This window comes from Novosphingobium sp. 11B (assembly GCF_054589055.1).
Genome location: NZ_BAAILP010000287.1, coordinates 22838 through 49220, shown reverse-complemented (window position 1 = coordinate 49220; position 26383 = coordinate 22838). Strand labels below are relative to the sequence as shown.

The following is a 26383-nucleotide window of genomic DNA, read 5'->3' as shown; positions in this document are numbered from 1 at the left end:
CGACAGCCCCGCCGGGTGAGGCGGGGGGCACCCGAAGGGCTGCAACGAAGTGGAAGACCCGGTAGCGAAGCGGACGGGTTGCGGCCCGCCGAGGCGGGGCTACAGGGCAGCGACGCCCCCCGCCACCGTGGAGCCGATCAGGCCAAACGCCGCCGCGCGCCAGCGCGGCGACCGCCGGAGGGATGCTACGCATCCCGACCTCGCGACGCGCAGCGGAAGCGACGTGCGACAGCACAACGAAGAACCGGCGACACTCCTCATGCCGCCGGTCCGTCAATCGGGGTTACGCCGCTTGCGGCAACCCATCCTCACCCTCGACGACGGGGGTATCCTCCGCATCGCTATCGACAGGGTCATCTGCTTCGGTCTCGGCCTCGGCTTTCTTCTCATCGCAAAACGCTGCCAGACGTGCCGCCCGTTCGGCGCTGCCGGCCCCGCCCCTTGCCGTGTAGGCACTAGCCGGGAAGGCCATCCAGCGCGGCACCCAGCTCTCGCGCTTCGCCCTGCGGTTCGTGCCCAAGAGGCAATCCCGCACGATGCCGTGCTGCACCTTGGTGGTGGCCTTGGCGTTCTCGGCGGCGACCTTTTCGCCCTACCTCGGCCAGCAGATGCCTAGTGATCTCGCGGGTGCTCATGCCGCGCGCGTACGTCGACACGATCTTGTCGTCGAAGCCAGGAAAGCGGCGTTGATACTTGGCGATCAACTGTGGGTCGAAGCTCGACTGGCGGCCGCGCGGCACGTCGATCGCCAACTTGCCAGTGTCGGTCATCACCGTCTTCCGACCGTAGCCGTTGCGCATGGTGCCGGCGCCGTCTTCGCCAGCGAGGTGGTGATCCATCTCCGCGTTCAGGGCACGCTCTGTCAGCGCCTTCTTCAGCGAATCGAGCAGACCGCCCTGCTCGAAGGCGGCGCTGGCAGCGCCGCCCGCCAAAAGTTGATCGAGAAGCTCATTCGGTATGGCAGGCTCTTTGCGTCGTGACATAGTGGGACTCCCTTTTTACCCCTTATGCCCGCCCACACATGGAAATCATGACACTGCCGGTATTGGAGACAGCGCTTCTGGCAAATGGGCTATTTCTCGACCACCTCCGGCAACATCACCGATGACATCATCATGCGGTATCTGGACGAACATGCCCACAAGGATGGCTTCAGCCCCGCCCCATGATCCTGCCGGCGTCAGCCGGTCAGTCATTCAGGTTATAATCTATGGTAAACTTCTTGGTCATGCCAGTCCGCGCCTGGACGCTTCCGCGCTGCAAAGTTGCGCTCGAGGATCTTGGCTCCAACGCGGAGACGTTCCAGCTCGTCAGACCAAAACTGCATCAGCGCGACTCGCTCGTTCCAATATTCACCGCGCGTATACGCGCGGCGCACTCCATTGTTTTCCATGTGTGCCAGCTGACGCTCAATCGCATCAGGATTGAATTGCCCGGTCTCGTTGAGGAGCGTGGCGGCCATCGCCCGAAACCCATGCGCGGTCATCTCCTCTTGGCCGAAGCCAAGAGCCCGCAGTGCCGCGTTGACGGTGTTCTCCGACATCGGACGCTGGCTGGTCCGAAAAGAAGGGAAACAATAGCGACCGCGCCCTGTGAGCTCCCACAGCCCCTCAAACAGCCTTAAGACTTGAGCCGAAAGGGGCACGCGATGCGGCCGCCGCATCTTCATCTTCTCAGCAGGAATGTTCCAGACGCTGCGATCGAAGTTGAACTCCGCCCACTCAGCCTGTCGCAGTTCACCGGGACGCACGAACAGATGGGCTGACAGTTTCAAGGCGAAAAGCGTGATGGCATGACCGGAATAGCCTTCGATCGCTCGCATGAGCTCTCCCGCCCGATCCTCGGTGGTGATCGCGGCGAGGTGCTTGGCCTTGGGAACGGTCAATGCGCCGCGAAGGTCGCTCGCTGGATCACGCTCTGCCCGCGTCGTTGCAATGGCGTAACGGAAGACCCGGCTGAGTACGCTGCGCATGCGCCGCGCGCTCTCATGCCGACCCGTTGCCTCGACGGCTCGCAGAACGGCCAGAACCTCCTGCGCAGTGATCTTTGCCACCGGGCGATCACCGATCCGGGAATAGGCCTTGTCCAGGAGCCAGCGCAGTTTTCTGAGCGTGACCTCGGCCAAACCTTCCCGCTCGTTCTTCGCCACCCACTCCTCGGCCACAAGCTTGAACGTGTCGTTCTCCTCGACCCGGGCGCGAGCGGCATCGACCTTTTGCTGATGCGAAGGGTCTGTCCCGGCCGCTAGCAGGCGCCGTGCACCTTCGCGGCGATCACGCGCGTCAGCGAGGCTGACCTCGGGCCAGGCCCCGAACGCGAGCGTACGGTGCTTCTCGAGATAGCGGTAATTGAGACGCCAGAGCTTTGTGCCGTTGGGACGGACAAGAAGATAGAGACCACCGCCGTCCGACAGCTTATAGTCCCGCTCGCGTGGTTTGGCGCTGGCAATGGTCGTGGCGAAAAGGGTGGCCATGAGGGTATCGTCCTAGCAAAGGACGAAAATCGATACCCTCGGATATACCCGCATTGTTCCCGATTGGTGCCGAATTCGCCCGGATTTGAGCGGACGATCATAACACAAAAAGTGGCGGATTTCAGCCCTTCCGCGGACGTCTGTGGACGTCCGCGGGAGAACAAATGGTGCCCAGGAGAACACTCGAACCTCCACGCCCTCGACCGTCAGCGGCGTGCTCATTGAGCGATGCGGGTGAGCCTGTGGAATGTTTGGGCTTGGTAAGTGCGGAGGCTCCGTGATCGTGATTAAGCATAGTGAACGGTGCGCCGATGATGGGACGGGCAAGCCATGCCCGATCTGCCGGGGCGAAGAACTCTACCCGGATTTCCTCGCGATAATCGAGCGGGCGGCGGCTCAGCCGGGGAAGGCGATGTCCTTCGATAAGTGATAGAGTGGCTGCGCACTCTGTGATCAGGCGGCGAGCAGCCGGTAGACCGATGCGCGCCCGATCTTGAGGCGCTTGGCTGCGAATTCCACTTGAAGCCGGCCGGGGATTGCGACGCGAAGCCGGCCAACATTCCGGGCTGAGGCCGGCCACCCGAGTGCGTACGAGCATGCTGTCATAGCCCTTTGCCCGGACCTCCTTGTAAAAGGCGGCCTCAGCAAGATGAGCGAGACCGTCAGCATCGATCGGGTCGGTCTTGTTGCGCGCCATATCAAGCCTCTTTTTGGCCTGACGCGCATCGTTACAGATCGCTGGAATGCCGACTACTGTTCGCTCGTGATAGTACCAGGTCGATAGGGGGCAGGTCTCGAATACGACTCTCGCGGCATCAGGTGCGCGTTTGCGGATCACATCAGCAAAAAGTTTAGGATCTGATGGGCATTTGCCGTGCCAGGTCCGTCGGCCGCCCTCGCGGACGGAGACGAAAGTACCTCTCAGCGAAACGTCCAAACCTACATATTGCGCGACGGTTTCTCCATTTTATGCCACTTGGGCCCGCAAGAGCAGGGTGAGGGGTGGTGACACGCCTCAATGCGTAAGGGCCCGCTACTTCGAGATGCGCCTGTCGCCAATGCCCCGCGGCCAGTGACGCGCCTCTGCCGGACGGCCCCGCGCCGCTAATGGTACCGACGCCGGACACAAACATCGTCGTCCAGGCAATATCCGCCCAATGGGGTGGGGGTACGCCCAGATCAGTTGGGGCGAGGCGCAAAACACTTTGCCTCACAGACGATCCCCGCCTCACCTTTCAATGCCCGACGCCGGGGCAGCAACGTCTGAAGAACCGCACGCGCGACGGCGGTAGCTCGGCGCGCGGCGCTTCACGAGCGCGAGCGTAAGGATCTGAGAAAGCCCAGCAGCCTGTGCTTGCGTCGATGCGTCGTCATCAGCTCGTCGAGATAGCGATGCCACTCGGCGGTTCTGCCGAGCGTTATGAACCCGCACGCAGCCCGCTCGAGCCAGAAAGCGGCAAGGTCGTATCTGCTCGAGCGCCCGCTCTCGATGATGGGGGATGCCATCTTCACCGCAAAGCCGGCAGCCCATTCAGGGCGGGCCTTGAGCGCGGCATTGGTTAGCCTGACGAGCGCTTCGTCGCGCGCATAATGCAATCGTGGATTGGCGTGTTCGATGCTTGCGATCGCGTCATCGAGTCTATCTTCGTCAAGCAGGATCTCGATGCGGTCGACGGCGTAAGCGGCGGCGATCAGGCGACCGAGCAGTTCTTCTCGCACTGTGTCCCACTGATGGGGCTCGCAGATTTTCGCAGCCGCTCCAAAATCCTCGCGGGCCAGGCTCGTTTCAAACGCGCCGATGGCGGCTGACACCGCCTTTGCGGGCTGACCTGCGAACGCCGCCCGATCTCGCACCCAGCGACACAGCGTCAGCCATGGGTGAGCGCTTGTGTGGACCGCCGTATCGGGATCAGGCGGCATCGATAGGCCCCAGCCGCCAAGATCGAGCGCGACGTCACACCGCCCGGTGTCCCACACGGCCTTGGCAAGTCCGAGAACATCTTCGGGCGCGCGCAAATGGGTTCTGGCAACGTCTATGGCGTCCTCGATCCGGTCAAGGCGTACCAGCATTCCTGCATGCGCTGGGAAATGCTTCGCGGCGAATGAAAAACGCAGGAACTCCTGGTGGCGATCCATCACGTCCAGCGCCGATAGCCGGGCTGCGGTAAGCCGCTCCTCATCGGCATCGCTGCTGCCGATCAGCGGCCAGGTCGAGCCACGACCGGCCAGGAGATCCTCGAGGCCGGGGTCGTCCCATCGGCGCGAAGCGGCGGCGATGGCCAACTCGAATGCACCGCTATCGCTGTATTTGGCAATTTCGTGCTGGCAGCGGCTGAGCGAGTCGCAGGCATTGTCGCAGGACTCCCGGGTGACGCTCTCGAGAAGAACGGCAACCGCAATCCGCTCGTTGAGAATCGCCAGCAGGTCCTCGAAGCAGCCCTCGCGCTCGTCGCAATTGCCTACGACCTCGGCAAGCCCTCGCGCCAGAGGGATCAGGATCGCCAGCGCACTGACACCGTCTTTCGCGGTAAGCAATGTGTTCGCCTGCGCAACCAGTTCATCGAGTGCTTCGTAGTCGACTTCGAACAGGGTATCGTGCCGATAGCCTCCTCGGAACCCTACGAACGGTGGCGCGAGCAATGCGGCAATCCGCGCTTCGAACGGTGCCGGATCCAGCCCGGCACCGTCATTCAGCGAGTTCTGGATAGCCAGTTGCGTTGCGAGCCAGGTCTTGAACCGGTCGTCGTCGCGTGCATGGCCGTCAATGAGGTCAATCAGCGCTGCGTGGCTGAGCCTCTCGAGCTCGGTCCTGATATCGCTGCTCAAGCGGGTTCACCTGTCGTTGGCGTTCTTATTGTCGGCCTGCCCACCGGTGCGCCGCGAAGGGAAAACCGGTGCCAGGGATTTCATCGCCGCGTCGAAATCCTCTTCCATGTCGATGCCCATCGCGATGGCGGAGATCATGGGTTCAACGGCGCGCATGACCAGATCCTCACCCATCAGGTGCGACTGGTAAATCAGTTCATGCAGGTCGTGACGCTTCTCCTCGATCTCGTCGGGATCGCCATCACTTGCGGAAAGTGCGAGCATGATCGCGAGACTTTCACTTTTGCGCAAAGGAATGATGATCCCGAAGCCGACATACCAGGGGCCAAGGTCCACGAAGCGACCCGCTATCAGCACTTCGCCGATCACTTGTACCTGCTGGGCTAGCGCATGATCCATGATATGGATGGGGCGCTGGCGATCCAGCAAATCCAGTGCGTGTACACCCCCGTCCTTGTGACGACCGATCACGCGAAAGATCGAGAAAATGGCTGCAGGCAGGCGCGCAGCGATCGCGGATTTGAGCGGATCGCGCTTGACCGGCAGCTTGCCGGCGATCCTGTCGATAGCGCGGCGCGCGCGTAGCGGGTCGCGCCGCGAGAACAGAGCGGTGTCGCTCAGCATTTCTATGGCCGCCGTGTCATCTTCATCGAGGCCGGCGAGATCGAGGACCTCCCACGCGAACCTGCGATCAGCCTGCGTCAGCTTGACGACACACAAGTCAAGAACATCGTTGAAAGCCTCCCGCACCGCCGCATAGCCGGTCACTGCGATGACCTCGCTCTCGGTCTCCAAAGCCGCCATTGGGTGCCTTTCCTCGACTACGGCGTCGTTTTTGACCCGGAAGTTTCGTCATTTCCAGAGCTGAACAGCGATCTAAACGCGTTTTCCGCAGCGGCATCACCCTCCTCGGTGAACCACACCGACTTGCGTCGCCGTGCGGGGTCGGAAATGAGCCCGCGCTCGTGAAGGCGGTTCATCGTTGCCCAGTCGAAGCCCTTCCACGCCACGCCCGTCACCTGCTGGTTGAGCCACAGCAATGCGAGTATGGCTTCATCCACCTTGTTCTTGGCAATCTCCATGCTTCTCGTCCTGGCGCGCGTATGGCTAAAGGCCGCATTGCCGCTCGTGCGAACTTGGCGGCCACAAAAACTCCGTCGTCTGGCAATGAGACGATAGCATGACGACGTCAGGAGGGGAAACCTCGGTCCTGACGATTGCCGGAGCATCACGTGGCGCGGGAGCTCGTAGCTGGGGCGGCGAGGCGATGCATCATCCCTACGGGTAAGCGATACAACGAACTGTGCCAGGCCGGATCCGATCAAGCCGCACATGCAACCAGATGTCAGGAGCTTCGCAAGGGTGCCGCGCGGCTTGCAAGGGGTTCAGGAAGGGCGGGAGAAGCCAATCGGCCGGAGAAGCCGGCGATAACGCCACTGACGGTATTATCGACGACCGGGCCGACCAAGCCGAGCAGCGCGCCCGGTTCCTGCGCGAGAATCTCGCTTGGCCCATTCCGCAGCGAGCGGCGGAGTGCTAGGGCGCTCCCTATGCTCAACGTCGAAATGATCGAAGGCGCCGACGACGCTGCCATCGCCACCTGGTTTGCCGCGCGCCTGCGCAGTGCGCTGGCTATATCTACCGAGATCGCCGTGACCGTGCCGGGCGGCTCCACGCCTTTCCCGATCTTCGAGCGGCTTGCGGCCGAGGATCTCCCGTGGCCGCGCATTGCGGTGTGGCCGGGCGATGACCGCATCGTTGCCGAGGACCATCCCGCCAGCAACGTTGGCAAGATCCGCGCCCGGCTCGAGCCCGCCGGTGCGAGGATCGTCCCGCTGACCGAGGATGCGACGCCGCCGCATTTCGCCATCGCATGGCTGGGGATGGGCGGCGATGGTCATATCGCCTCGCTGTTCCCTAATACCGACCCCCAGGTCGATGATGTGCTGCCGGTTCGTCGGCTAACCCCCGATCCGCTCCCTCCCGAGGCGCCGTTTGATCGGGTGAGCCTCACCATCCCCTCGCTCATCGATAGCGACGAGATCGTGTTCGTCATCCGGGGTGCCGACAAGCGCGCGGTATTCGACGCGGCGATTGCCGGGGAGCATGACCTGCCCGTCGCCCGCCTGCTGCGTACGACTAGCGCGAAAGTCACTTGCTTCTGCTGATCCGTTTGCCCGCGCCGCTGCACCGGGCGCTCTACCGGGCGGCGCATGCGATACGCGTGAAGGTCTGGCGCGTATGGCGTCCGCGCCTCGACGGGGTGCGCATACTGGCGCTCGATGCGGATGAGCGCATCCTGCTGGTACGCCATTCCTATGGCTCAGACAAATGGATGCCGCCTGGAGGCGGCCTCAAATCCGGCGAGGACCCGGTCGCCGCTGCGGTGCGTGAAACTCTGGAGGAGACCGGCTGCGCACTCGTTGGCGCGCGCTTGCTGACAGTGAGCACCGAGGAACTGCACGGCAGCCGCAATGTTGTGCGGGTCGTGCGCGGGGCCGCCCGCGGCGAGCCGCGCGCCGATGGGCGCGAAATCGTTGAGGCGTGCTTCTTCGCCCTGGATGACTTGCCGCAGCACATGCCGCGTGGGCTGGCGGAGGAGATCAGGCACTGGGCGGCAGTTTGACAAGGCGTGCTGGCGACGCGCCCTTGTGCAAGGGAAGGCTGCTGGTCTGGAGGTTCGCAATTCGCGGGCGCCGCAGCGCGAAGCCGCTGCCTGGATGACATCCGATTTACGAGAACGGTCATCATCGTCAGTTATCATGTCACCAATATACACACTGGTGATAATGCGATGAGCCCGCGCTACGGTCGCAAAACGGCAGTGACAGCGTGGTTGATTGTCCCAGTACCCGGCCATTTTCAGGGCTGGTATCCAGCGAGCCGGATGAACAATTCCCCGGCATCAGAGCTAATGAAGTTGCAAAGCTTGCGTTTTCACTTTGCGCGCCTTGCTCGGGAACTCGGCAGTCAGATTTCCATTGGTACCCGTCGCTACCGCGTGAAGGGCTACCTTCCAAGCCAGTTTGCCGTCGAAATGGGGCCCGAGCCGTACCTTGCCAAGCCACTGGGCGCCGCGATGGCTTCGCGGGCTGGCCCGATCGTTGATGTCGGAGTGAACAAGGGGCAGACGTTGCTGCGCATCCTGTCGATCGACGCGGACAGAGAGAATGTCGGATTCGAGCCGCAGTCTGCATGTTGCGCGCTCGCTCAGCTTTTCATCAAGGACAACGCCCTTCGTGACGCGACGGTGGTCGGCGTTGCGCTCAGCGACAGTGATTGCCTCCTGCCGTTCTACGCGGAGGGTTCTTACGATGAAATGGGGACGCTCGATGTGCAATCGAGGGCGCGGTATGTTGACACTGTGCCGCCCCAGTTCGTTCCGGCGCGCAAAGGGGACGGGGCGTTGCAGGATCTGAACATGCTCGCGCCGGCCATTATCAAGGTCGATGTCGAAGGTGCCCAACTGAGCGTATTCCGGGGCTTGTCCGAAACGATCGCACGCGCCCGGCCGATCTGCTTCGTTGAGGTATTGCCGAATTATATGGGCGACGATCGGGAAGCCATCGATAAGGATGTTGCCGCGGCCAATCGCGAGAAGGCGGCAGCAATTTTCCAGTTCTTTCGGGATTCAGGATACCGGATTTACCAGATCGACCTTGCGGGCGAGGAATCGCCGATCAATGGTTTCGATCTCGACGATCCGGGCGCTTTTCTCGGAAGCGACTATGTCGCCCATCCGGTGTAACTGATGCGAGGATGCGTGCCTTGGGATCGCCGCGAGCGGCCGCTTCGTGCACCTCGGATCCCGAATGCCGGACGGGATTGACTTGCGACGAACCGCCCGTGGCCAAGCGTGCAAGCGCAAGGTCTTCCATGTCGGCGCTGAGCCCCGTAATGTCAGGCGATGCGTATTCGCTCCCTTCTGCTCGTTTGCCTGCTGATCCCGCTCGGTCCGTCCATTTCCGCCCAAAGTACCCCGCAGCCCACCCGCATCCTCGACGCGAAGAGCGCGCAGCGGTTAGCGGCGAACAAGGGGCTGGCGCTGCAGTGGATCGACTGGAACACGCGCGGCACGGCAGTGGTGCGGCAGGACGATGGCGTCTGGAAGCTGCGCGGTGCACAGGCCGAAGCGGGCGGGGCCGGGCGTCTGTTCCTCGACGGCACCATCTCCGAGATTGGCGCAGACTATTTCACTTTCGAGGGCCGCATCGCCATCACCGATACGCCCGATGCCGGACGCCAGTGCGATAAGACGAAAATCTGGCATTTTGCGATAACACAGAATCGCAGGTATTACCGGCTGCGTGAATTCGAATGGTGTGACAGCCTGACGGATTACATCGATATCTATTTTTGAGGTGCCGCGAGGCAGCATAAAAAACCCCGCCTGGATCGCGCCAGGCGGGGTTTTCGTTTCGGCATCCGACGCGCCGGGTCGGATCAACTCGCGGCGAGGTTGCGCAGCACGTACTGCAGGATGCCGCCGTTGTTGAAGTATTCGACCTCGTTGGCGGTATCGATGCGGCACAGCGCGGTGAAGGTGAACTGCGTGCCATCCGGACGGGTCACCTCGACTTCCACGTCCTGACCCGGCTTCAGGGTGGCCACGCCCTTGATGGTGAAGGCGCAGTCGCCATTCAGCGCCAGCGAGTGGCGGCTGTCGCCCTCCTTGAACTGCAGCGGCAGCACGCCCATGCCGACGAGGTTGGAGCGGTGGATGCGCTCGAAGCTTTCGACGATGACCGCGCGCACCCCGAGCAGGTTGGTGCCCTTGGCCGCCCAGTCGCGCGAGGAGCCGGTGCCGTACTCCTTGCCGGCGATCACCACCAGCGGGGTGCCTTGCGCCTTGTACTTCTGCGCGACGTCGTAGACCGCGCCGGGCTCCTCGCCAAAGCGGCTCATGCCCCCTTCGATGCCGGGGACCATCTCGTTGCGGATGCGGATGTTGGCAAACGTGCCGCGCATCATCACTTCGTGGTGGCCGCGGCGCGAGCCGTAGGAGTTGAAGTCCGCCTTGGCGACCTGGTGCTCCATCAGCCACTTGCCCGCCGGGCTGTCGGCCTTGATGGACCCTGCCGGCGAGATGTGGTCGGTGGTGATCGAATCGCCCAGGATCAGCAGGGGCTTGGCCTCGATGATGTCGGTCACCGGGGCCGGGGTCATCTCCATGCCCTCGAAGTAGGGCGGGTTGGCAACATAGGTGGACCCGGCGCGCCACTGGTAGGTTTCCGAGCCGACCACATTGATCGCCTGCCAGTGCTTGTCGCCCTTGTAGACGTCGGCGTAGCGGGCCTGGAACATCTGGCGGTCGACGGCGGCGGTCATCGTCTCGGCGACTTCGAGGTTGGTCGGCCAGATGTCCTTGAGGAACACGTCCACGCCGTCCTTGCTCTTGCCGATGGGGGTGGTGAGGAAGTCCTCCACCACGGTGCCCTTGAGAGCGTAAGCGACGACCAGGGGCGGCGAGGCGAGGAAGTTGGCGCGCACGTCGGGCGAGACTCGGCCCTCGAAGTTGCGGTTGCCCGAGATCACCGCGCTGGCGACGAGGCCGTTGTCGTTGATCGCCTTGCTGATCGGCTCGGCCAGCGGGCCGGAGTTGCCGATACAGGTGGTGCAGCCGTAGCCGACGAGGTTGAAGCCGATGTTGTCGAGGTGCGCCTGCAGGCCCGCCTTGTTGAGATAGTCGGTGACGACCTGCGATCCCGGCGCGAGGCTGGTCTTGACCCAGGGCTTGGGCCTCAGACCCAGCTCGTCCGCTTTCTTGGCGACGAGACCGGCGGCCACAAGAACGCTCGGGTTCGAGGTGTTGGTGCAGCTGGTGATCGCCGCGATCATGACGTCGCCGTCACCGATGTCGAAGTCCTTGCCTTCGACGGGGACGCGCTGCGGGGTCTTCTTGTACGTCGCGGCCATATCGGCGTTGAACACGTCGTCCACTTCGGGAAGGGCGACCCAGTCCTGCGGGCGCTTGGGACCGGCGAGCGAAGGCACGACGGTCGACAGGTCCAGCTCCAGCGTGCTGGAGAAGATCGGATCGGGCGCGCCCGGCTCCATCCAGAAACCCTGCTCCTTGGCATAAGCCTCGACGAGGGCGATCTGCTCTTCCTCGCGGCCGGTCAGGCGCAGGTAGTCCAGCGTCTTGCCGTCGATGCCGAAGAAGCCGCAGGTCGCGCCGTATTCGGGGGCCATGTTGGCGAGCGTCGCGCGGTCGGCGAGGCTGAGCGAGGCGAGGCCGGGGCCGAAGTACTCGACGAAGCGGCCGACGACGCCGTGCTTGCGCAGCATCGAGGTGCAGGTGAGCACGAGATCGGTGGCGGTGACGCCTTCCTTCAGCTCGCCCACGAACTTGAAGCCGACGACTTCGGGGATCAGCATCGACACCGGCTGGCCGAGCATTGCGGCCTCGGCCTCGATCCCGCCGACGCCCCAGCCCAGTACGCCGAGCCCGTTGACCATCGTGGTGTGGCTGTCGGTGCCGACGCAGGTATCGGGATAGGCGACCAGTTCACCGTTCTGGTCCTCGCTCGACCACACGGTCTTCGCGATGTTCTCCAGATTGACCTGGTGGCAGATGCCGGTGCCCGGCGGCACCGCATAGAAGTTGGAGAGCGACTTGGAGCCCCACTTGAGGAAGTCGTAGCGCTCCATGTTACGGGCGTACTCGATCTCCATGTTCTCTTCGAAGGCCTTGGGGTGGCCGAATTCATCGACCATGACCGAGTGGTCGATGACGAGGTTCACCGGGACCAGCGGGTTGATCTTGCTGGTGTCGCCGCCGAGCTTGGTGATCGCATCGCGCATGGCGGCAAGATCGACCACGCAGGGGACGCCAGTGAAGTCCTGGAGGAGAACGCGGGCCGGACGGTACTGTATTTCCTCGCCGGTGACGGGGTTCTTCTGCCAGTCCACCACGGCCTGGATATGCTCGGTGCCGACGGTGAAGCCGCCGTCCTCGAAGCGCAGCAGGTTCTCGAGCAGCACCTTCATCGAGAAGGGGAGGCGGGAAACATCGCCCAGTTTCTCGGATGCCTTGCCTAGCGAGTAGTAAGCGACGGTCTTGCCGCCGACGGTCATGGTGCTGCGGGTGCCGAGCGAGTCCTGTCCGACCTGTGTCATGGTGGGCTTTATCCCCTTTTGTGTAGAGCCTGCCTCGGGGACAACACGATTTGCTGCGTCGTGTTGCAGTGCGACAGGCGGAAATCTCTAGTCCCGGACGTGGGCTCTCGGCGGCCCAAGGTCAAGGGTGCGCGAGGCTAGACTTAGGTGTTGTTTTGGGCGGGGCGCGTGCCGATCCAGCAACCCGTCACGATCAATGCCGCACCTGCGACGATCCCGAGCCCGGGGCGTTCGCCGAACACCACCCAGCCCATGAGCGCGGCCCAGAGAAACCCGGTGTACTCGACCGGCACGAGCACCTGCGCCTCGGCCCGCGCATAGCCCCAGGACAGGAACAGCAGCGCGATGGTGGCGAGCACGGCGCCGAGCAGCGTCCATGCAAGGCTCGCGGCATCGGGCATGGTCCAGTAGAACGGGGCGAACAGGGCGAACAGCACCGTGACATTGAGATTCTGGAACAGCGCGATCTCCACGGGCCCTGCGAGCAGGGCCTGCTTGCGCTGCATGACGAGGTTGAGTGCATAGAATACCGCGGAGAGCACGATGGCGGCGGTGCCCTTGACCGCTTCGGCCCCGTACTGCCCGGCTCCGAAGCGGTCAGCACCGATCACCACCATGCCGACAAGGCCGAGCAGGGCGGCGAAGATAGCGCGCGGCCGGATCGTCTCGCCCAGCAGCAGCGCCGCGAAATAGAGCGCGATGATCGGCGCGAAGAACGATATCGCCATGCCCTCGGCCATCGGGATGCGCACGAGGCCGTAGAAGAACAGCGCCGCCATCACCGAGGTGACGCAAGAGCGCTGGAAGTGGAACAGTGCGACCTTGCGGGTCGGCGTCGGGCGGCCCTTGGCCAGCCACAGCGGGATCGTCAGCAGCGTTCCGAACAGGTTGCGCAGGAGCAGCGCCGTGCCGACGCCGAGAACCAGCGAGGCGGCCTTCATCGCGGCATCCATGACGCTGAATGCGGCGATCCCGGCGACCACGGCCAGGACCGGGGCAAGCACGGGCAAAGCAGGCGGGTTGGGGGTGAAAGCGGCACGCATAAGGCCTGCGCCTCTCGCCCGGCGCAAGGTTGTGCGCAAGCAATTCATCGCCGGGACATGTCGCATCCTTGAAGAATGGCGCGTAAACGGGCACATCTATGCGGCGTGGCGGCAACCTTGGAGAGCGCCGCGCGTCTTCCCCCCAAGGTCTCCATCGGGCAGGTTTCAAGGCAATATGGTGAGTTTCAAGCGCTTCGGTTCCAGCGTCGTGTCGGCGCTGACGCTTCTGGCTGTCGGCGTGCAGCCGGTTCAGGCGCAGAAGATCAAGACCGAGAAGTTGCCCGAGGACCTGCTCCCGCCGACCGTCGCGATGCCGACACCGACGGCTCCTGCGACCGCGAGGCCGGTGCGTCCCGCAGCGGTCCCGACCGCGCAGCCCTCCTCTGCCCCGGGCGCCGTGCCGGTACAGGCGCCGACTGTCTCCTCTCCCATCGTGCAGGAAGTGACGCTGGCCGAGCCCGTCATGCCCTGGACTGTGTCGGATGCGCAGGCGCTGCTCTCCACGATCGGCTACATCGGCAAGGAAGGCCTGATCCCGGCCGACTACCAGCCCGCGGCGCTCAAGGCCGCCATCGCCAAGGGTGAGGGCGATGCGCTCGACGCGCTCGCGAGCCGCGTCTTCGCCTGGCTGATCGAGGACCTGCGCGACGGCCGCACGCCGATGCCTGCGCGCGTCCAGTGGTTCGCGGTCGATCCCGACCAGGACACCATGCCCACCCAGCAGATCATGGCGCAGGCGCTGTCCGACCATGACGTTGCCGGTGTCGTCGCCAAGCTCGCGCCGACCAACCCGGATTATGCCGCGCTCAAGGATGCGCTCAACGCCACGCCGATGGCGCAGAAGGATCGCCGCGCGCTGATCCAGGCCAACATGGACCGCTGGCGCTGGCTCGCCCGCGATCTCGGGACCGTCTACCTGATGACCAACGTGCCGGAATTCCAGCTGCGCCTGGTGGTCAAGAACAAGATCCTGCGCACTTACAAGACGGTGGTGGGCAAGCCTGGTCGTACCGCCACCCCGCAGCTGGCCGAGACGGTCAGCGCGGTCGTGTTCAACCCGACCTGGACGGTGCCGCAGTCGATCGTCAAGGGCGAAGGGCTGGGCGCCAAGGTCATGAACAACCCGAAGTGGGCCGCCAACAACGGGTACAAGGGCTACAAGGCCGAGAACGGGATGATCACCGTCGTCCAGCAGCCCGGTCCCAGCAATGCGCTTGGCCTCATGAAGATCGACATGCCTAACCCGCATGCGATCTACCTGCACGACACGCCCGCGAAGTCCTACTTCAACTCCGACGTGCGTGCCTTCAGCCACGGCTGCATCCGCACCGAGCGCGCGGTGGAACTGGGCATGACGATGGCAATCCTGGGCGCCGGCATGTCCGGCACCGATGCCGCCGAACTGTCGCGCGCGGGCGAGTACAAGAAAGTGGCGATGACCCGGACCTTCCCGGTCTATCTCACCTACTTCACCTTCGCCCGTTCGATCGACGGGACGCTGCAGGCGTTCAACGACATCTACGAGCGTGACGCGCCGGTGCTCGCCAGCTTCAAGGCCGCGCGCCAGCTCAAGACCACCCAGCGTGCCAGCGACGAGGCGATCATCCAGCTTGATAACCCGCTGTAAAAGGCATGCCTGGCGAGCGGGAATGGGCCGCCGAGCGGCGCTGCATCCGTGAGCATGCTGGATCAATGCAGCATGGCACGGCCGCTGATGCGGCCCGCTATAAGCGTTAATGCCAGAACTGGTGCGGTGACACTGCGCGGGCGGAGCTTGTCCAGTTTTTGCTTCGCCATATGTGAAGCCTGCACGTCAGCGCTGCAGGGCGTAACTGCCCAGGGTGCGACCCCGGCCGATCAATCCGCGCTTCGAGCGGCGTATGAGATCAACGCCGCAGCGATGGGGCCGTCCCTTTGCTTGTCGCGCGCGCCGCCGGGCTCCTAAGGCTGAGAGGCAAGGAGAGCTGCGATGACTGATCCGAACGACGCCGACCGTATCGATGCTGCTACCAGCCGTATCGTCGACCTCGAGGCTGAACTGGAAGCTTCCGGCACGACAACCCGCGAAGCTGAGGCGTTGGCCCGGGTTCGCGAGGTTCTTCATCAGTGGGTTGATACCGTATCGGCGGTGGTCGCCACACCTGGGGTCGGACGTGTCGTGCTGATTCATGAGAACGGAAGCGAATCGCGCATCGCCTCCCCCGAGCTGCCGTTCCTGCTAGCCGTCCCGGTGACGTTTGGCGCTTTCAGCCAACAGGACTAGCGGTGCCTTGCTCGCCTCGCTGGCCCCGCAACAGCGCGAAATGTCTGCGCCGGATTTTGAGGTCCAGAAAGCGACGAGCGTCCCGTCAAACATGATCGATCGGTGTAAATGTTTTGGTGCTATCAATAGGGCGGCCATCGCCTGCGGCGCGATAAGCGGCGTTGCGTATCCGGCCCATAGTTCCTAGAATGCCGCGGTGCAGCAATTACTATCATCAATGCGCTTTTTCGTTACGGCGATTGCATTCGCCCTTTGCGGGGCAGCCGCGCGCGCGACGTTCCAGTATGTTGAAACGCGCTGGCAGGTCGTGATTTTCGTGACAATGGCCGCGGTGATGGAGATCAGCGCCGATGATCGCGGTCGCCGTGCCAGCAAACTCCGGTTTGCCGTCAACGCAAGCAGCGCAGCGGCGGCGATCATTGCCGTCAAATGGTACATCGAGGGCGTATCACCGCTGGTTCTGACCTTGCTGCCGTGAACGGGCGCCCGCGTTGCCATTGCCGCGATACCGCTTCGGCAGCGACAATACCGGCTGCACCGAACGACACCTCTCATCGCGATCCGCGCCCCGGCAGGAATGAAACCAGGCGATCCGGGTTCATGTTCCCGCGCCCGTTTGCTGCCCCGGTGCAAATGTGAAGTGGGGCGGAATTACAGCGGTACTGACCCGTTTTTCCTCCTTAAGCGGTCTGGGCCGAATTTTCGTGGTTCTGGCCGCGCGCGGCCGGTCGCTTCTGATGATACGCGATGCTTGATGGCAGAGTGCGTATTGGTCGTTCCTGCCGCCGGTGGCAGTGGCAGGACCCGCACGGTGATTGGCCCGCCGCGTCTCGAAAGAATGACAGGGCCTTACTTTGGAACCTTTGCGAAGCAAGATGCGAGGTGTGCCCACGTCGCCCAATGGAAAAGGTCGTTTGAAAGCCGCTGGCACGAGCCATTGCAGGGGTGGCCCGTATCTGCTTTGCCAATTGCGGTTTCTCGCAATGCGGCAAGGGCGCTATCATTTCTGGCGGTAAGCTTAGTGCGGTAAAAATGAGATTTATGAACACCGACATTCGAAGTTCCATGGTGCATCGCACCGCTGTCGCTGCACCGAGGCGGTTGCAACATCGGGTTTGCCGATTGGCCCTCGTCCTGCTGGCTCTTGCAGCAGGGGCGCTATCGAGCCCATCGGTTTTCGCGGCGCCGCCGAGCGAACCCTGGCCCGTCGCCTTGCGGGTCCAAATGGCGAAACTGACCACGGTTGGCTACAGACTGAATCTGGCCGCTGTGGATTTGTGCTCCAGCAAGGCCGCCGGTACCGGAATGAGCCTCGACTACATCGGCGCTTATTCCGAAAGTGACCGGCCGGCCGTCTCGCAGCTGCTGAGCATGAATGATAAGCCCCAGATCGCTGCCGTGGTCAAAGGTGGCCCTGCGGACCTTGCGGGTGTCCGCGTGGGTGACGAATTACTGGCCGTCAATGGTGAAACAGCTGGCGCGATAATCGCCGCTTCACCTGACGCTGCGCTGATCGCCGATGAGATAGAACAGCGCTTGGCACAGCAGCCTGTAGCGAAGGTGATCCAGCTTGGATTGCGCCGTGACGGTAACGCCTTGGAGGTTCACATCCAGCCGCAACTGACTTGCGCAGCGCGCTTCGTGATCAAGACCGGTGAGGGGATCACTGCGTTTTCTGACGGCAGTAACGTCGCGATATCCAGCAAGCTGATCGCATTTGCCGTTAACGACGATGAACTGGCTTTGGTCGCCGGGCATGAATTGGGCCATGTCATCTACCACGACGGGACGGCGGGAAGTCTTGCGGAACGCAGGCGGATGGAGGATCGCGCGGATAGTGTGGGGCTGCGATTGGCCACGTGCGCGGGATTTGACCCCTCGACCGGATTGGAGTTCTGGCTCCGACGTGACGAGCAGGACATGCTCCGACTGTTTCGTGACCCATCGCATCGCTCCCGCAAGGCGCGCGTTCAGCTGATGCGTGATGAAATTCCGAACATTCAGTGCCCATATCGGCCTTGAGTGTAGCTCTCTTGCAGTAATCCCCTGTCCTCTCAGCCGCGCTTGCCGCACTGAGGCGCGAGATCGCAGGATCGGCCGCTCTGGCCGGCTCATTATCGATGGCCGGGCCTTCCGTTCGCGAAGAGCGGTTTGCGACCAGCACCCTTGGCCCAGCCGGATATGAACGGCGCGCCATCGTTATCTCAGCAAACCAACGATTTCCTGGCCGGCATTCCGTTGCGTCGCCATGATGCGCTGAGCGCCACCGGCATGGAGCGGCGCACGCATCACCCAGCCATTCTTGAAATGAATGTCGCGGGCCATCGCAAGCGATCCTTCTTGCCCGCAGCGACAATCCGCTTGATCCAGCGGCATTAGGCCGCGCCAGCGAAATGATCCAGTCTGTGTGTGAGGACGACACCGTGATGATACCAGGCGTGGCCACACCCAATGGCCATGCTGGCTGGCTGTTCCCGTTCGGCGGAGATGATACGCGTTAGCTCACCCAGTTAGGATACGGTCCAGTGCCAGCCGAAACTTCGCCATGTCCTCGGCCGAACCCACGGTGATCCGCGACATCCGTGGATAGGCGCTCCATGAGCGGCCGATCTGTACGCCCTGCGCCAGAAACGCCTCGCTCATCTGTTTCGGCGAACGGTCGTTCCATTCGAGAAGGAACATGTTGGCGCGGCTGCCCGGCAGAACCTTCAGGCCCCGTTTCGCGACGTTCGCCAGCGTTTCCTCGCGCGCGGCTTCCATCTGGCTCCGCCGTGCTACGATCTCGCCCGTCTGCGTCAGTGAGGCGGTGCCGCAGGCGACGGCCGTGATCGGCAGCATCATCGTCACCAGTTCGCCGTCGTAGCGCATCATCCGCTTGTGCAGCGCCGGATCGGCGACCGTCAGGCCAAGGCGCATGCCCGCCATCCCGAACAGCTTGGAGAACGACCGCATCACGATCACGTCGCTGCGCGTCGCGGCAAGCGGCATCGCGCTGGGGGCGCCGGCGAAGTGGAGATAGGCTTCGTCCACCAGCACCACCGCGTCCTTGGGCTTGGCGGCGAGCAGCCACTCGATGTCGGCAAGCGGGGTCAGCGTGCCGGTGGGGTTGTTGGGCGTGCAGATATAGTAGAGCCCCGCGTTCGGATCGGCGGAGAGCATCGCGCGCACGTCATGAGCGTTGGTCGGTGTGAGCGGGACTTTCGACACCTTGGCCCCCAGCCATTCGCCCACCTGCCAGATCGGCTCGAAGGTCGGGTCGGCGGTGACGATCCCGCGTGCAGGGGACGCAAACGTGACGGCGATGCGGGCGAGCGGATCGCTCGAGCCCGGCCAGGCGATGACGCGATCTGCAGGCACCCGTTCGGCCATCGCGACGGTGTCGCGCAGCTTCTGGATCTCGCCGTCGGGTTCGTAGCGGTTGCCTTGCGTGACCGCCTTCATCGCGGCCTCAACTCCGGCGGGGAAGGGGCCGGTCCAGCACTCGTTGGCGCCGATCCGGACGGTTCCTGTCCCGGCCTTGGGCACTTGCGCGAACGCAGGCCCAAAGCCTGGCATGACCTGCGCCGCCGCGACCCCGCCGCCGAGCAGCGCGGCGATCCGTCCGAAGCTGCGCCGATCGTAGCCGCGGGTGACGAGGTCGTGCTTCAGGTCGTCGTCAAGCGAAAGGGGAGGCGTGTCGGGCATGGGCGGCTCCAGCTGTGCGGTTGCAGCATGATGCCTCAGCAAGCGCGCAAGACAAGAGCGCCCACGCAAAAGGGCGGGAGTGCATCCAGTGCCCTCCCGCCCCTTCAGATTTTCAACGCCGTGCGCGGATCAGACGTCGAGGTTGGCGACGTTGAGTGCGTTTTCCTGGATGAAGTCACGCCGCGGCTCGACGATGTCGCCCATCAGGCGGGTGAAGATCTCGTCCGTCACGTCGGCGTCCTCGACCTTGACCTGCAGCAGCACGCGGTTTTCAGGGTCCAGCGTGGTTTCCCAGAGCTGGTCCGCGTTCATCTCGCCCAGACCCTTGTAGCGGGCGATCGACAGGCCCTTGCGACCGGCGGCAAGCACCAGCGCGAGGAGCTGGCTGGGACGGGTGATGACGTCCGCGCCCTGGGTCGGGCGGGCAGCGACGACGGGTTCGTCCTCGCCGTCTGCATCCACGGTCGCCTCGGGCTCTGCCTCGGCTGCGCTGGCGCGCACCAGGCGCGCGGTACCGGCGTAGACTTCGGCGTTCTCGGCGGCGAGGCGGGCGAGCTTGCGGGCCTCGGCGCTGGAGAGGAAGCTGCCTTCGATCTTGTGGTGATCGGTGACGCCGCGCCACAGGCGTTCGACCTCGACGGTGCCGTCATCGGACAGGCGGGCCGACCAGCGGGCCTCGGTGTCGCCGCGATCGAGCCATGCCGCGGTGCGGGTGAGGGCGGCGCCGCGGGCCTCGATCGACAGGTCGGGCTCGAACACGCCGGCGAGGCCCAGTGCCTCGATGATGACGGGGTCGTAGCGGCGGGGCACGAAGGCCATCAGGTTGCGCATGCGGATCGCGTGCTCGACCAGCGCTTCGAGGTCAGGCCCGAGACGCGCGCCGCCCGAGGTTTCGAGCACGCGGCCGTTGAGGCCGGCCTCGACCAGATAGCGGTCGAGGTGGGCACCGTCCTTGAGGTAGACCTCCGAGCGACCCTTCGACACCTTGTAGAGCGGCGGCTGGGCGATGAAGAGGTGCCCGGCGCGGATGATGTCGGGCATCTGGCGGTGGAAGAACGTCAGCAGCAGGGTGCGGATGTGCGCACCGTCGACGTCTGCGTCGGTCATGATGACGATCTTGTGGTAGCGCAGCTTGTCGAGCGTGAAATCGTCGCGGATGCCGGTGCCCATCGCCTGGATCAGCGTGCCGACTTCCTTGGACGAGATGATGCGGTCGAACCGCGCACGCTCGACGTTGAGGATCTTGCCCTTGAGCGGCAGGATCGCCTGCGTCTTGCGGTCACGCCCCTGCTTGGCGGAGCCACCTGCCGAATCGCCCTCGACCAGGAACAGTTCGCACAGCGAGGGATCGCGCTCCTGGCAGTCGGCCAGCTTGCCGGGCAGGCTGGCGATGTCCATCGCGCCCTTGCGGCGGGTCAGTTCGCGGGCACGCTTGGCGGCTTCGCGGGCGGCGGCGGCGTCGATGATCTTCTGGACGATCGACTTGGCATGGGCGGGGTTCTCCTCCAGCCAGTCGTTCATGCGGTCCGCCATCAGGCTTTCCAGGGGCTGGCGCACTTCGGAGGAGACCAGCTTGTCCTTGGTCTGCGACGAGAATTTAGGATCGGGCAGCTTGACCGAGACGATCGCGGTCAGGCCCTCGCGCATGTCGTCGCCCGTCAGCGAGACCTTCTCCTTCTTGAGCAGGCCCGACTTCTCGGAATAGTTGTTGAGCGTGCGGGTCAGCGCTGCGCGGAAGGCGGCAAGGTGGGTGCCGCCGTCACGCTGCGGGATGTTGTTGGTGAAGCACAGGACGTTCTCGTAATACGAATCGTTCCACTCCAGCGCGACGTCGATGCCGATGCCGTCGCGCTCGGACGAGATCGCGATGGGCTCGGCCAAGAGCGCGGTCTTGTTGCGGTCGAGATACTTCACGAAGGCCGCGATGCCGCCTTCGTAGAACAGGTCGTGCTCCTTGACTTCCTCGTGCCGCTTGTCGCGCAGCTTGATGCGCACGCCTGAATTGAGGAACGCCAGTTCGCGGTAGCGGTGCTCGAGCTTGTCGAAGTCGAACTCGGTGACGTTCTTGAACGTGTCGGTCGAGGCAAGGAAGGTCACGCGGGTGCCCTTCTTGAAGCCGTCGTCGTCCGGGTTCTGCTCGGCCTTGGGGGCGGGGCCCTTGACCACCAGCGGCGCCACGGCGTCGCCGTGCGCGAACTTCATCCAGTGCTCCTGGCCTTCGCGCCAGATCGTCAGCTCCAGCCATTCCGACAGCGCGTTCACCACCGAAACGCCGACGCCGTGCAGGCCGCCCGAGACCTTGTAGGCATTGTCGTCCGACGTGTTCTCGAACTTACCGCCGGCGTGGAGCTGGGTCATGATGACCTCGGCAGCGGAAACCCCTTCCTCGGCGTGAATGCCGGTGGGAATGCCGCGGCCGTTATCCTCGACTGAAACCGAGCCGTCGGGATTGAGTTCGATCAGCACCAGGTCGCAGTGGCCAGCGAGCGCCTCGTCGATGGCATTGTCCGAAACCTCGAACACCATGTGGTGCAGGCCCGAGCCGTCATCGGTATCGCCGATGTACATGCCGGGGCGCTTGCGTACCGCGTCGAGGCCCTTGAGGACCTTGATCGAATCGGCGCCGTAGGAGTTCTGGTTCTTGTTTTCGGGATTGCTGGCCATGGCGAGCATATAGGGTCTGAGGGGGGTAAACCCAAGCGAAACCGGCTCTGAGGCCGGGGTTTTCCACAAGGGTGCGACAGTGGTTCGGCGAGGCTGCGGCGAAGCGATGCAGGCAGGCGGCGGGAACGACATGCGTGGGGGGATGACGCCGGTCTACCAGAATTAAATATCTGTAATTCTGATGTCGTCGCCAGTGCAATTGATTGTTACTTGTCTGCGGCTTCTGATGATTAACGTCAGAATAAATATATCTCCTTAGCTTCCTGCTCTGAACAGGGGGTTAGAGCGCATGATTACGGACGTTTCCCAGCGGGACCTTGTCTGGCCCAATTTTGCCAAGGCGGGATGTATTTTGCTGGTGGTGATGATGCATCTGGGTGAGCAGGTTGCGTTGATGCCATGGGCGAACAATGTGGAACTGGCGGCGGCTTGGCATGTCTTGAACGGTTTCATCCGGCCGGTGCGTATGCCCCTGTTCTTTCTTGTCTCCGGGATTCTCGCTTCTGAGTCGGTCATGCGGCCGCGTCTCGATACGCAGCGCAGCCGGTTGGTGAGGCCGCTCTACCTCTACTTCGCCTGGGGCGTGATTTACCAGATCCTGGTGCCGATGGACCCGGCCGCGTCCTGGTTTGAATGGACGGCGGATAACCGCCTCCTGCCCGTGCTGCTTCTGACCCGCATGTCATGGTACCTGTTGGCGCTGGGCATGTATTACCTGCTGACCAGGATAACTTTGCCGCTGCCGGTCTGGGCGGCGCTGCTGCTCTGTGCAGTGCTGTCAGTGCTGGGTACTATGTTCGAAGGGCACCTGTCCGCACATCAGCCCAAGATGCTGCGCTGTGCGATTTTCTTTGTCGCTGGTGTGCGCATGAAGGACCAGGTCCTGGCGTTCGTCGAGCGCGCAACGGCTTCGCGCGTATTGGTACTGGGCGGGGCGTACCTTGTCGGGGCGGCCATGGCTTTGAAATCCGACACGTTTCTGCTGCCGGTGGATATTCTGGCGGTAGCGGCCGGTGCGATGCTTTGCATGCTGTTGGTGCGTCGGAGTTCGGCGCTGATCGCGCCTGCCTCCTGGCTCGCCAAGCGAACCCTGCCGATCTACCTCATGCACTTCCTGATGATGCCCGGGCTGGCCTTCCTCCTCGAGCGCTGCGCTGCGCCTATCCTCACCAGTGTCTGGGCAGGAGCAGTCTATCCGCTCCTGGCTGTGCCGCTGATCGTGACAGCGTGCCTGGTGGCACATGGTGCGTTGTTGCGGACGGGAGCGGCGGACTGGCTGCTGGATCTGCCCGCATGGCGCTTGCCGGATACTAGCCGCAAGGCAATGCTTTCTTCGCGTGGCGGCGTGACCATGCCTGTGAAGATGGCAGCATGACGCTGGTACGAAAAAAGGCGGCCCTGGGGCCGCCCTTCTCATGGGTAATTCAGGGTAACGCCACCGGCGCCTGGAAAATCAGGCGAGGGTAAGCGCGAACGCCAGCGCGCTGGTGCCCAGCGCGGCAGCGAACCCGAACGTGCGGTGCACGAGGGTCATAATAAAGCTCCTGCAAACATTCTTATCGTTTCATCGCATGTGCGGAGCGTTCCGGCGCTCCGCCTTGCGTGCGGCAGGAAGCGTTCCGGCGCCTCTTGCTGCGATGCGGCAAATAGCGATGCACAAATTTTGCGCAAATTCAAAAGCGGCAAGTTATGTTGCATATCTTGCAACATAGGCTCGATTCGGCGTGCATTGCGCTCAAGTTGTCGCCGAAAATGACCGATTTTCTGCTGTTTCTGTTATCGCTGTGTCGATCGGACTGACGTGGACCTCCGGCAAGCCTTCAGCAGTCGTGAGCGGGTTGCCTAAAAAATAGGCAATCATCGCCGCGACGCTAAATGCTGCAATGCGAACTCAAAATCGCGGAGCCTACGCAAAGAAATGGAAAACTGCCCTGACGGGTTGCCTGGCGCAGTAATGATGCGTCATCTGCCGTGTTTCGGGGGCTGGACAGCCAACGCGCGCGCGACTAGTGGCTCGCCATGAATATCCAGCCCACCGAATCCGTTCTGATCGTCGACTTCGGCAGCCAGGTGACGCAGCTTATTGCCCGGCGCGTGCGCGAGGCCGGCGTCTATTCCGAGATCGCCCCGTTCAACGCCGCTGAGGAGGCGTTCCGCCGCATGAACCCGGTGGGCGTGATCCTCTCCGGCTCGCCCGCCTCGGTGCTGGATGAGAACGGCCCGCGCATCCCCGACGTGATCCTCGAGAGCGGCCGCCCGATCCTGGGTATCTGCTATGGCCAGCAGTCGCTGATGCATCAGATGGGCGGTGAAGTGACCGGCGGCGACGGGGGCGAGTTCGGCCGCGCCTTCATCGAGATCGGTGACGAATGCGCGCTGTTCAACGGCCTGTGGAAGGTCGGCGAGAAGCATCAGGTCTGGATGAGCCACGGCGACAAGGTGACCAGCCTCGCTCCCGGCTTCCGCCCGGTCGCATCGAGCGCAGGCGCGCCTTTCGCGGTGATCGCCAACGACGAGAAGCGCATCTACGCGATGCAGTTCCACCCCGAGGTCGTGCACACGCCCGACGGCGGCAAGCTGCTCAAGAACTTCGTGCGCCATGTCTGCGGTCTGACCGGTGACTGGACAATGGCCGAATTTCGCAAGACCAAGATCGAGGAAATCCGCGCGCAGGTGGGCGAGGGCCGGGTGATCTGCGGCCTTTCGGGCGGCGTCGATTCCGCCGTTGCGGCAGTGCTGATCCACGAGGCGATCGGCGACCAGCTCACGTGCGTGTTCGTCGATCACGGCCTGATGCGCATGGGCGAAGCGGACCAGGTTGTCAGCCTGTTCCGCGGCCACTACAACATCCCGCTGGTCCACGTCGATGCCTCGACGCTGTTCCTCAACGGACTTGAGGGCGTCACCGACCCCGAAGCCAAGCGCAAGTTCATCGGCAAGACCTTCATCGACGTGTTCGAGGACGAGGCCAAGAAGATCGGCGGTGCCGAGTTCCTGGCGCAGGGCACCTTGTATCCGGACGTGATCGAAAGCGTTTCGTTTACCGGCGGTCCTTCGGTGACGATCAAGAGCCACCATAACGTCGGCGGCCTGCCCGAGCGCATGAACATGAAGCTCGTCGAGCCGCTGCGCGAACTGTTCAAGGACGAAGTGCGCGAACTGGGCCGCGAACTGGGCCTGCCCGACGTCTTCGTCGGTCGTCACCCGTTCCCCGGCCCGGGTCTTGCCATCCGCATCCCCGGCGAAGTCAGCCGCGAGCGCTGCGACATCCTGCGCAAGGCGGACGCGGTCTACCTCGAGGAGATTCGCAACGCCGGTCTCTACGACGCGATTTGGCAGGCCTTTGCGGTGCTGCTGCCGGTCAAGACGGTGGGCGTGATGGGCGACGGTCGTACTTACGACAGCGTCTGCGGCCTGCGCGCGGTCACTTCGACCGACGGCATGACGGCGGATATCTACCCCTTCGACGCGGCCTTCCTCAGCCGCGTCGCGACCCGCATCATCAACGAGGTCAAGGGCATCAACCGTGTGGTCTACGATTACACCTCGAAGCCGCCCGGCACGATCGAGTGGGAATGATTTTTACCCCTCTGGCGGTATCCGATTGCACGCCATGTTGCGATCTAACCGTATGAGAAAAAACGATAAAAATATCATCATCTATCGTCGTCTATCGAGGGGCAATGCTCCGATTTGACGGTATAGCGGACGGTATGGGGGAACTTGTTCGGTTAGGGGTTTACCTATACCGTCAGGGCTAAGAGAGCTGCTGACGGTATAGTTTTTGGCCATAAATATTTGAAATTACGAGATAAAATCGCTTCCAGCGACGCCTGTTTTGGCCTGACGGTATAATTGGCGCCTCTCTGCTGTTGTTTGGACAGATTTGGAGGCTCTCATGCTTACCAACACTGCTATTAAGGCACTGAAATCACAGAAAAAATTGTACAAGGTGAGCGATCGTGACGGTATGTAAGTCGTGGTCCAGCCGTCAGGGACCATCGTATTCCGCTGCGACTACCGGCTCAACGGACGGCGCGAGACGCTGACGCTCGGTCGATATGGTCCCGACGCCCTTTCGCTAGCCAGGGCTCGCGAGAAGCTAATCGACGCGAAGCGGGCCATTTCTGAGGGGCGGTCGCCTGCTCAAGAGAAGCAATACGACAAGCGTCGACTGAAGGAGGCGAAGCGGTTCGGCGAGTTCGGCGAAAAGTGGTTCCAGGAGTCGCGCATGGCGGACAGCACGCGGGCTATGCGGCGCTCCATCTACGAGCGCGACATTCTGCCGACATTCCGAAACAGGCTGCTGAC

Annotated in this window: 19 protein-coding genes and 4 pseudogenes; 13 read left to right on the top strand and 10 right to left on the bottom strand. The window is 63.2% G+C overall.

Translation table 11 applies throughout. From position 1 onward, the window contains the following. Window positions 1-605: 605 nt before the first annotated feature. Window positions 606-983 (bottom strand): annotated as a pseudogene (locus tag ACYPYD_RS24810) (transposase); the annotation flags it as partial. Window positions 984-1040: 57 nt separating this feature from the next. Here ACYPYD_RS24810 and ACYPYD_RS24805 point away from each other — a divergent pair. Further along, window positions 1041-1169 (top strand): annotated as a pseudogene (locus ACYPYD_RS24805) (transposase); the annotation flags it as partial. Between the two features lie 32 nt (window positions 1170-1201). Here the strand turns inward: ACYPYD_RS24805 and ACYPYD_RS24800 are convergent. From ACYPYD_RS24800 to ACYPYD_RS24780, 5 genes and pseudogenes are all read right to left on the bottom strand, one after another. Further along, complete coding sequence (locus ACYPYD_RS24800) at window positions 1202-2473, bottom strand: tyrosine-type recombinase/integrase (RefSeq protein ID WP_459666128.1); 1272 nt, start codon at window positions 2471-2473, stop codon at window positions 1202-1204. 565 nt (window positions 2474-3038) lie between these two features. Then, window positions 3039-3410 (bottom strand): annotated as a pseudogene (locus ACYPYD_RS24795) (IS110 family transposase); the annotation flags it as partial. Window positions 3411-3781: 371 nt separating this feature from the next. Next, the gene (locus ACYPYD_RS24790; RefSeq protein ID WP_459666125.1) at window positions 3782-5299 is read right to left on the bottom strand and encodes a hypothetical protein; all 1518 of its coding nucleotides are present in this window, start codon (window positions 5297-5299) and stop codon (window positions 3782-3784) included. 6 nt (window positions 5300-5305) lie between these two features. Beyond that, entirely contained in the window at window positions 5306-6103 is a 798-nt protein-coding gene (locus ACYPYD_RS24785) for a hypothetical protein (protein WP_459666123.1), read from the bottom strand. A gap of 17 nt (window positions 6104-6120) precedes the next feature. Further along, window positions 6121-6381: a DUF6429 family protein gene (locus ACYPYD_RS24780; RefSeq protein ID WP_459666120.1), complete on the bottom strand. Its 261-nt coding sequence runs from the start codon at window positions 6379-6381 to the stop codon at window positions 6121-6123. A gap of 468 nt (window positions 6382-6849) precedes the next feature. Between ACYPYD_RS24780 and ACYPYD_RS24775 the strand changes: the two genes are divergently transcribed. From ACYPYD_RS24775 to ACYPYD_RS24760, 4 genes are all read left to right on the top strand, one after another. Further along, window positions 6850-7467 (top strand): 6-phosphogluconolactonase, encoded by a 618-nt coding sequence (locus tag ACYPYD_RS24775; protein ID WP_036526838.1) that lies wholly within the window; start codon window positions 6850-6852, stop codon window positions 7465-7467. Beyond that, window positions 7455-7925 carry an NUDIX domain-containing protein gene (locus tag ACYPYD_RS24770; protein WP_008827640.1) on the top strand — a complete coding sequence of 157 codons (471 nt, stop codon included), beginning with the start codon at window positions 7455-7457 and terminating at the stop codon, window positions 7923-7925. Before ACYPYD_RS24775 ends, ACYPYD_RS24770 begins: the two co-directional genes overlap by 13 nt. A 168-nt stretch (window positions 7926-8093) precedes the next feature. Beyond that, complete coding sequence (locus tag ACYPYD_RS24765) at window positions 8094-9047, top strand: FkbM family methyltransferase (protein ID WP_459666117.1); 954 nt, start codon at window positions 8094-8096, stop codon at window positions 9045-9047. A 159-nt stretch (window positions 9048-9206) separates the two neighbouring features. After that, window positions 9207-9659, top strand: coding sequence for a hypothetical protein (locus tag ACYPYD_RS24760; protein ID WP_459666115.1), 453 nt, complete (start codon window positions 9207-9209; stop codon window positions 9657-9659). A gap of 83 nt (window positions 9660-9742) precedes the next feature. On the opposite strand, the gene acnA is transcribed toward ACYPYD_RS24760, so the two are convergent. Both acnA and ACYPYD_RS24750 read right to left on the bottom strand, forming a co-directional pair. Beyond that, window positions 9743-12418, bottom strand: a complete 2676-nt coding sequence (gene acnA / locus ACYPYD_RS24755; protein WP_459666112.1) for an aconitate hydratase AcnA — start codon at window positions 12416-12418, stop codon at window positions 9743-9745. A 143-nt stretch (window positions 12419-12561) separates the two neighbouring features. Further along, on the bottom strand, window positions 12562-13461 hold the full coding sequence (locus tag ACYPYD_RS24750; protein ID WP_459666109.1) for a DMT family transporter: 900 nt from the start codon (window positions 13459-13461) through the stop codon (window positions 12562-12564). Between the two features lie 175 nt (window positions 13462-13636). Between ACYPYD_RS24750 and ACYPYD_RS24745 the strand changes: the two genes are divergently transcribed. The 5 genes from ACYPYD_RS24745 (at window position 13637) to ACYPYD_RS24725 (ending at window position 18103) form a co-directional block, all read left to right on the top strand. After that, window positions 13637-15088, top strand: coding sequence for a L,D-transpeptidase family protein (locus ACYPYD_RS24745; protein WP_036526845.1), 1452 nt, complete (start codon window positions 13637-13639; stop codon window positions 15086-15088). Window positions 15089-15430: 342 nt separating this feature from the next. Then, window positions 15431-15724: an MCP four helix bundle domain-containing protein gene (locus ACYPYD_RS24740; RefSeq protein ID WP_051586924.1), complete on the top strand. Its 294-nt coding sequence runs from the start codon at window positions 15431-15433 to the stop codon at window positions 15722-15724. A gap of 217 nt (window positions 15725-15941) precedes the next feature. Then, complete coding sequence (locus tag ACYPYD_RS24735) at window positions 15942-16202, top strand: hypothetical protein (RefSeq protein WP_008827633.1); 261 nt, start codon at window positions 15942-15944, stop codon at window positions 16200-16202. A gap of 746 nt (window positions 16203-16948) precedes the next feature. Then, complete coding sequence (locus ACYPYD_RS24730; RefSeq protein ID WP_459666106.1) at window positions 16949-17746, top strand: M48 family metalloprotease; 798 nt, start codon at window positions 16949-16951, stop codon at window positions 17744-17746. A gap of 144 nt (window positions 17747-17890) precedes the next feature. Next, on the top strand, window positions 17891-18103 hold the full coding sequence (locus tag ACYPYD_RS24725) for a hypothetical protein (RefSeq protein WP_459666103.1): 213 nt from the start codon (window positions 17891-17893) through the stop codon (window positions 18101-18103). A gap of 123 nt (window positions 18104-18226) precedes the next feature. Here ACYPYD_RS24725 and ACYPYD_RS24720 read toward each other — a convergent pair whose 3' ends face one another. Continuing rightward, window positions 18227-19408 (bottom strand): pyridoxal phosphate-dependent aminotransferase, encoded by a 1182-nt coding sequence (locus ACYPYD_RS24720; RefSeq protein ID WP_459666101.1) that lies wholly within the window; start codon window positions 19406-19408, stop codon window positions 18227-18229. 129 nt (window positions 19409-19537) lie between these two features. Continuing rightward, on the bottom strand, window positions 19538-22072 hold the full coding sequence (gyrB, locus tag ACYPYD_RS24715) for a DNA topoisomerase (ATP-hydrolyzing) subunit B (RefSeq protein WP_459666096.1): 2535 nt from the start codon (window positions 22070-22072) through the stop codon (window positions 19538-19540). A gap of 289 nt (window positions 22073-22361) precedes the next feature. Here gyrB and ACYPYD_RS24710 point away from each other — a divergent pair, with 289 nt between their 5' ends. The 3 genes and pseudogenes from ACYPYD_RS24710 to ACYPYD_RS24700 all read left to right on the top strand — a co-directional run. Then, window positions 22362-23447, top strand: coding sequence for an acyltransferase family protein (locus ACYPYD_RS24710; RefSeq protein WP_459666093.1), 1086 nt, complete (start codon window positions 22362-22364; stop codon window positions 23445-23447). A gap of 644 nt (window positions 23448-24091) precedes the next feature. Continuing rightward, entirely contained in the window at window positions 24092-25651 is a 1560-nt protein-coding gene (gene guaA / locus ACYPYD_RS24705) for a glutamine-hydrolyzing GMP synthase (protein WP_036526850.1), read from the top strand. A gap of 400 nt (window positions 25652-26051) precedes the next feature. Next, window positions 26052-26348: pseudogene (locus ACYPYD_RS24700) on the top strand (Arm DNA-binding domain-containing protein); the annotation flags it as partial. Window positions 26349-26383: the final 35 nt, after the last annotated feature.